This window comes from Saccharothrix sp. CCNWYY140 (assembly GCF_037401995.1).
GTDB lineage: Bacteria > Actinomycetota > Actinomycetes > Mycobacteriales > Pseudonocardiaceae > Actinosynnema.
The window spans coordinates 1-4465 of sequence record NZ_JBBEGC010000235.1; the positions used below are offsets into that span (position 1 = coordinate 1).

General features: G+C 68.3%; 4 protein-coding genes. 3 read left to right on the forward strand and 1 reads right to left on the reverse strand.

The features are described from left to right. The first annotated feature begins 214 nt into the window (after positions 1-214). Together WBN91_RS38955 and WBN91_RS38960 are read left to right on the forward strand one after the other, a co-directional pair. The gene (locus tag WBN91_RS38955) at positions 215-979 is read left to right on the forward strand and encodes an LPXTG cell wall anchor domain-containing protein (protein WP_337729321.1); all 765 of its coding nucleotides are present in this window, start codon (positions 215-217) and stop codon (positions 977-979) included. Between the two features lie 170 nt (positions 980-1149). Next, positions 1150-2184 carry a zinc-dependent alcohol dehydrogenase family protein gene (locus WBN91_RS38960; protein ID WP_337729320.1) on the forward strand — a complete coding sequence of 345 codons (1035 nt, stop codon included), beginning with the start codon at positions 1150-1152 and terminating at the stop codon, positions 2182-2184. Here the strand turns inward: WBN91_RS38960 and WBN91_RS38965 are convergent. Beyond that, positions 2174-2752: a TetR/AcrR family transcriptional regulator gene (locus WBN91_RS38965; protein ID WP_121231327.1), complete on the reverse strand. Its 579-nt coding sequence runs from the start codon at positions 2750-2752 to the stop codon at positions 2174-2176. The two genes, WBN91_RS38960 and WBN91_RS38965, sit on opposite strands and share 11 nt — an antisense overlap. Before the next feature lie 107 nt (positions 2753-2859). Here WBN91_RS38965 and WBN91_RS38970 point away from each other — a divergent pair, with 107 nt between their 5' ends. Then, the gene (locus tag WBN91_RS38970) at positions 2860-4347 is read left to right on the forward strand and encodes a flavin-containing monooxygenase (protein ID WP_337729319.1); all 1488 of its coding nucleotides are present in this window, start codon (positions 2860-2862) and stop codon (positions 4345-4347) included. The last annotated feature ends 118 nt before the right edge of the window (positions 4348-4465 follow it).

A 4465-nucleotide genomic window follows, 5' to 3' on the forward strand; every position in this document is an offset into this window, starting at 1 on the left:
GGGCAGGCCATACGGTGGGGGAACCGAGGCCCTCCACTTGTAGGTAACACCTACCGCGCGCTCCGCGCGCGCGAAGATCGCGCTTCGCGCGACGGTCCGTGACCTCTCGGTGTCACTCGGTGAGGTGAAGCATGACTTCGTGGAGTGACGGGTAACACACTGGCGTCCACACCGATACCCCGGATGGATTAAGTCCCTGCTCCAGGAGGACGCCATGTCCAGACGCCTGTTGCTAGCCGCCACTGCCGCACTCGGCCTAGTCTTCGCCCCGGTGGCGGCCACCGCCGACCCGGGCAACGGCAACGGCACCGACCCCGGATTCACCCCGCCCGGCCAGTCCCAGGAGCACGGCCAGGCCGGTGAGCACGGGCAGGGGCAACCCGCCCAGCAGGGTCAGCCCGCGCAGGAAGACACCAACGCGCCGCAGCCGCCGTCCAATGCGGACTTCACCGACCACGGTGCCAACACGCACGGTCCGTACGACTCGACGCGCGATGGTTCTCCGTCCGAGAACGGCAATGGTGATGGGCAGCAGGTTGGCCAGCCGTGTGCCGGCTGTGTGGGCAACGCCGACAACAAGAACCCTCCTGGCCAGCTGCCGGGCGGTTCGGACGGCAACGCCGGGTACGAGTGCGACCGCAACGCGGGCGTCGGCCGTAGCAACCCGGCGCACACGGGCTGCACGGACACGACGACCACCACGACGACCGCGCCGACCACGGTCCCCACGACGACCTCGACGTCCACCTCCACTTCCACCTCGACGTCCACGTCGACTTCGGACACGTCCACCAGCACGTCGTCCACCCAGACCCCGCCTGCCGGCGCGCAGGGCGACCCGCAGAACCCGGTTGCCGCAGTCCTCGACCAGGCACTGGCCTTCACCGGCGCGAACACGTCCTGGATGGTCCTGTTGGGTCTGCTGAGCGTGGGCGCGGGTGCGCTCGCCCTTCTCGTCACCCGGCGTCGCAGGGCCTGACCCTCAAAGCCACACCCCCATGACCCGGTGGGACCGGCTGCCACCCCCCGGCCGGCTCCCACCGGGTCCCCGCACGCAAAGCCATCCGAGCAGTGGATCCCGTACTGACGTGACGCCGCGCCCCTTGCGAGGATGTCCGCACCCAACCCCCGACGACGCGAGGAGGCCCGGTGCGGGCGACGACGATCCACGGACCCCAGGACATCCGCGTCGAGGAAGTTCCGGACGCTGCCGTCCATGACCCGGGGGACGCCGTCGTCCAGGTCGAGTTGGCGTGCATCTGCGGCAGTGACCTGTGGGCCTACCGAGGGGTCTCGCGGCGCGCACCCGGTCAGCGGATCGGGCACGAGTTCGTCGGTCGGGTGGTCGACGTCGGTCCCGAGGTCACCTCCGTCCAGCCTGGGGACCGCGTGATCGCGCCCTTCGTCTGGAGCGACGGGACCTGCCCCTACTGCGTCCAAGGCCTTCCGACCTCGTGCCGTGCGGGCGGGTTCTGGGGGTCCGGCACGTCTGACGGCGGCCAAGGGGAGGCGGTACGTGTCCCGTTCGCCGACGGCACGCTTGTGCGGGTTCCCGAAGAGGCTGACGACAGCCTGTTGCCCGCCCTGCTCGCGCTGTCCGACGTGATGGGCACTGGGCACCACGCGGCGGTGTCGGCCGGGGCCGCGCCGGGGGCCACGGTTGCCGTGGTCGGGGATGGTGCGGTCGGGTTGTGCGGAGTTCTGGCGGCTCGGCGGCTGGGTGCCGAGCGGATCATCTCGCTGGGGCGGCACGAGGACCGGGCGAAGGTGGCTCGGTTGTTCGGGGCGACCGACCAGGTGACCGAGCGCGGTGACGAAGCGGTCGAGAAGGTTCGGGAGTTGACCGGTGGGCTTGGTGCGCCGGTCGTGTTGGAGTGCGTGGGTACGGAGGAGTCCTGGACGACGGCCATCGGGTTGGTCCGCGACGGCGGGCGGATCGGCTACGTCGGCGTTCCGCACCAGGCGCCGAACCTGCCCACGGGCAAGTTGTTCGGGCGGAACATCGGCATCGCGGGCGGGCTCGCGCCGGTGCGCGCCTACCTGCCCGAGTTGCTGGCCGACGTCCTGGCCGGCCGCCTCGACCCGTCGCCGGTCTTCGACCGGACGATCCCGCTCGACGAGGTCGCGGACGGCTACCGCGCGATGGACGACCGCAGCGCGTTGAAGGTCGTCCTCACCCCTTGAGCCTGTTGGCCACGCCCCGCCACACGACCTCCATGACGTAGGTGGTCGCGAGCGCCGGTCCCACCTCGGGCCGGCGCTCGCACCACAGCGCCAGCCGCTCGGTCGACCCGACGACGATCTCCGCGAACGCCTCCGCCTCGACCACGTCGATGTCCGTGTCGAAGCTGCCGATGACCGCCGCGATCAGGTCCGTCTGCTGCCGCCGGATGCCCTCGATCTCCTCCACCGCCGACGGCACGGTCACCGCCGCCTCCTGCCGCAGCAACGCCCACGCCTGCTTGTGCTCCCCGATGAACTCGAAGAACGCCAGCAGTCCCAGCCGCAGGATCTCCTCCGGTGAGGACGCCCCGGCGATCGCCTGCTGCGTGCGGTCCAGCAGTTCGGTGCGCGCCCGGTGGATGCACCCGATGAGCAGGCCCTCCTTCGAGCCGAAGTACTCGTAGAGCATCGGCTTGGACACACCCACGCGCTCCGCGATCTCGTCCATCGACGCCGCGAGGTAGCCGCGCTCGGCGAACACCTGCTCGGCGATGTCGAGCATCTGCGCCTTGCGCTGCGCCTTGGGCATCCGCTTGCGGCGCGGCTCCTCGGTGGTGGTCACGAAGTCGAGACTACCGGAGGTAACTTACTTCGAGTAACCTACTGGGGAGTATGTAGCCGGACGAGGAGGTCGGGATGCACCGAGAGGTCAAGGTCCTGGTCGTCGGCACGGGCTTTTCCGGCCTGGGCATGGCGATCGAGCTGAAGCGGACCGGCGAGCGCGACTTCGTCGTGCTCGAGAAGGCGAGCGACCTGGGCGGGACCTGGCGCGACAACTCCTACCCCGGCTGCGCCTGCGACGTCCCGTCCCACATGTACTCGTACTCCTTCGAGCTGAACCCGAAGTGGTCGCGCATGTTCGCCCGCCAGCCGGAGATCTGGGACTACCTCAAGCAGGTCGCCGACAAGTACGGGCTGCGCGAGCACATCCGCTTCAACACCAAGGTCGCGGGCGCGCGGTGGGACGAGGACGCCAAGGTCTGGCACGTCGCCACCGAACAGGGCGACACCTACACCGCGAAGGCGGTCGTCGCCGGCGTCGGCGCACTGCACATCCCGAACGTCCCAGCGCTACCGGGCATCGAGAAGTTCAAGGGCAAGACCTTCCACTCCGCCGAATGGGACCACTCCCACGACCTCACGGGTCGACGGGTCGCCGTGGTCGGCACGGGCGCCTCGGCCATCCAGTTCGTGCCCCAGATCGCGGACCAGGTGGAAAGGTTGACGATCTTCCAGCGCACACCCCCGTGGATCATGCCCAAAATGGACCGTTCCATCAGGACGTGGGAACAGCGCCTGTTCCGGGCGGTCCCCGGCGCCCAGCGGCTGTACCGGAACTTCGTCTACTGGACACGCGAATCCAGCGCCCTGGGCTTCGCCGTGAACCCGAAGATCATGGAATTCGCGCAGAACATCGCCAAACGCCACATGCGCTCCCAGGTCCCCGACCCGAACCTGCGCGCCAAGCTCAAGCCGGACTACACGATGGGCTGCAAACGAGTCCTGATCTCCAACGACTACTACCCGTCCTTGACCAAGCCGAACGTTGACCTCACCACGGACGGCATTGCCGAGGTGCGCGAGAACAGCATCGTGGACAAGGCTGGTATCGAGCACGAGGTCGACACGATCATCTACGGCACCGGCTTCCACGTGGTCGACAGCTTCGACTACCTCGACATCCAGGGGAAGGGCGGCGTCGACCTGGCCAAGCAGTGGCGGGAGAAGGGGATCGAGACGTACTACGGGATCACGGTCTCGGGCTTCCCGAACCTGTTCTTCCTGCTCGGGCCGAACACCGGGTTGGGGCACAACTCGGTGGTCTTCATGATCGAGTCGCAGATCCGGTACGTGCGGCAGTGTCTGGAGTTGTTGGACCGGCACCGGGCGGATGAGTTGGACGTGCGGCCTGATGTGCAGGCTCGGTTCAACCGGCAGTTGCAGCGGAAGTTGACCAAGGGGGTGTGGACTGAGGGTGGCTGCAAGAGTTGGTACTTGGATGCGCAGGGGATCAACCGGACTGTGTGGCCTGGGTTCACTTGGCGGTATTGGATGCGGACCAAGGCTGTGCGGGCCGAGGACTACATGTTGACTCGCGCTCGACGGGACCGCGTGTCTGCCTGAGCAAGGCACTTTCCGCACAGCGGCGGCGCTTCGACGCGCGGAGCGCGGTTGTTCGCGCGCGGAGCGCGCGGTAGGTGTTACCTACAAGTGGAGGGCCTCGGTTCCCCCACCGTATGGC

Excerpts from the sequence above, each read along its gene's own strand:
- WBN91_RS38955 (WP_337729321.1), top strand. The coding sequence starts at position 215 with ATGTCCAGACGCCTGTTGCTAGCCGCCACTGCCGCACTCGGCCTAGTC.
- WBN91_RS38965 (WP_121231327.1), bottom strand. The coding sequence starts at position 2,752 with ATGCCCAAGGCGCAGCGCAAGGCGCAGATGCTCGACATCGCCGAGCAG.
- WBN91_RS38970 (WP_337729319.1), top strand. The coding sequence starts at position 2,860 with ATGCACCGAGAGGTCAAGGTCCTGGTCGTCGGCACGGGCTTTTCCGGC.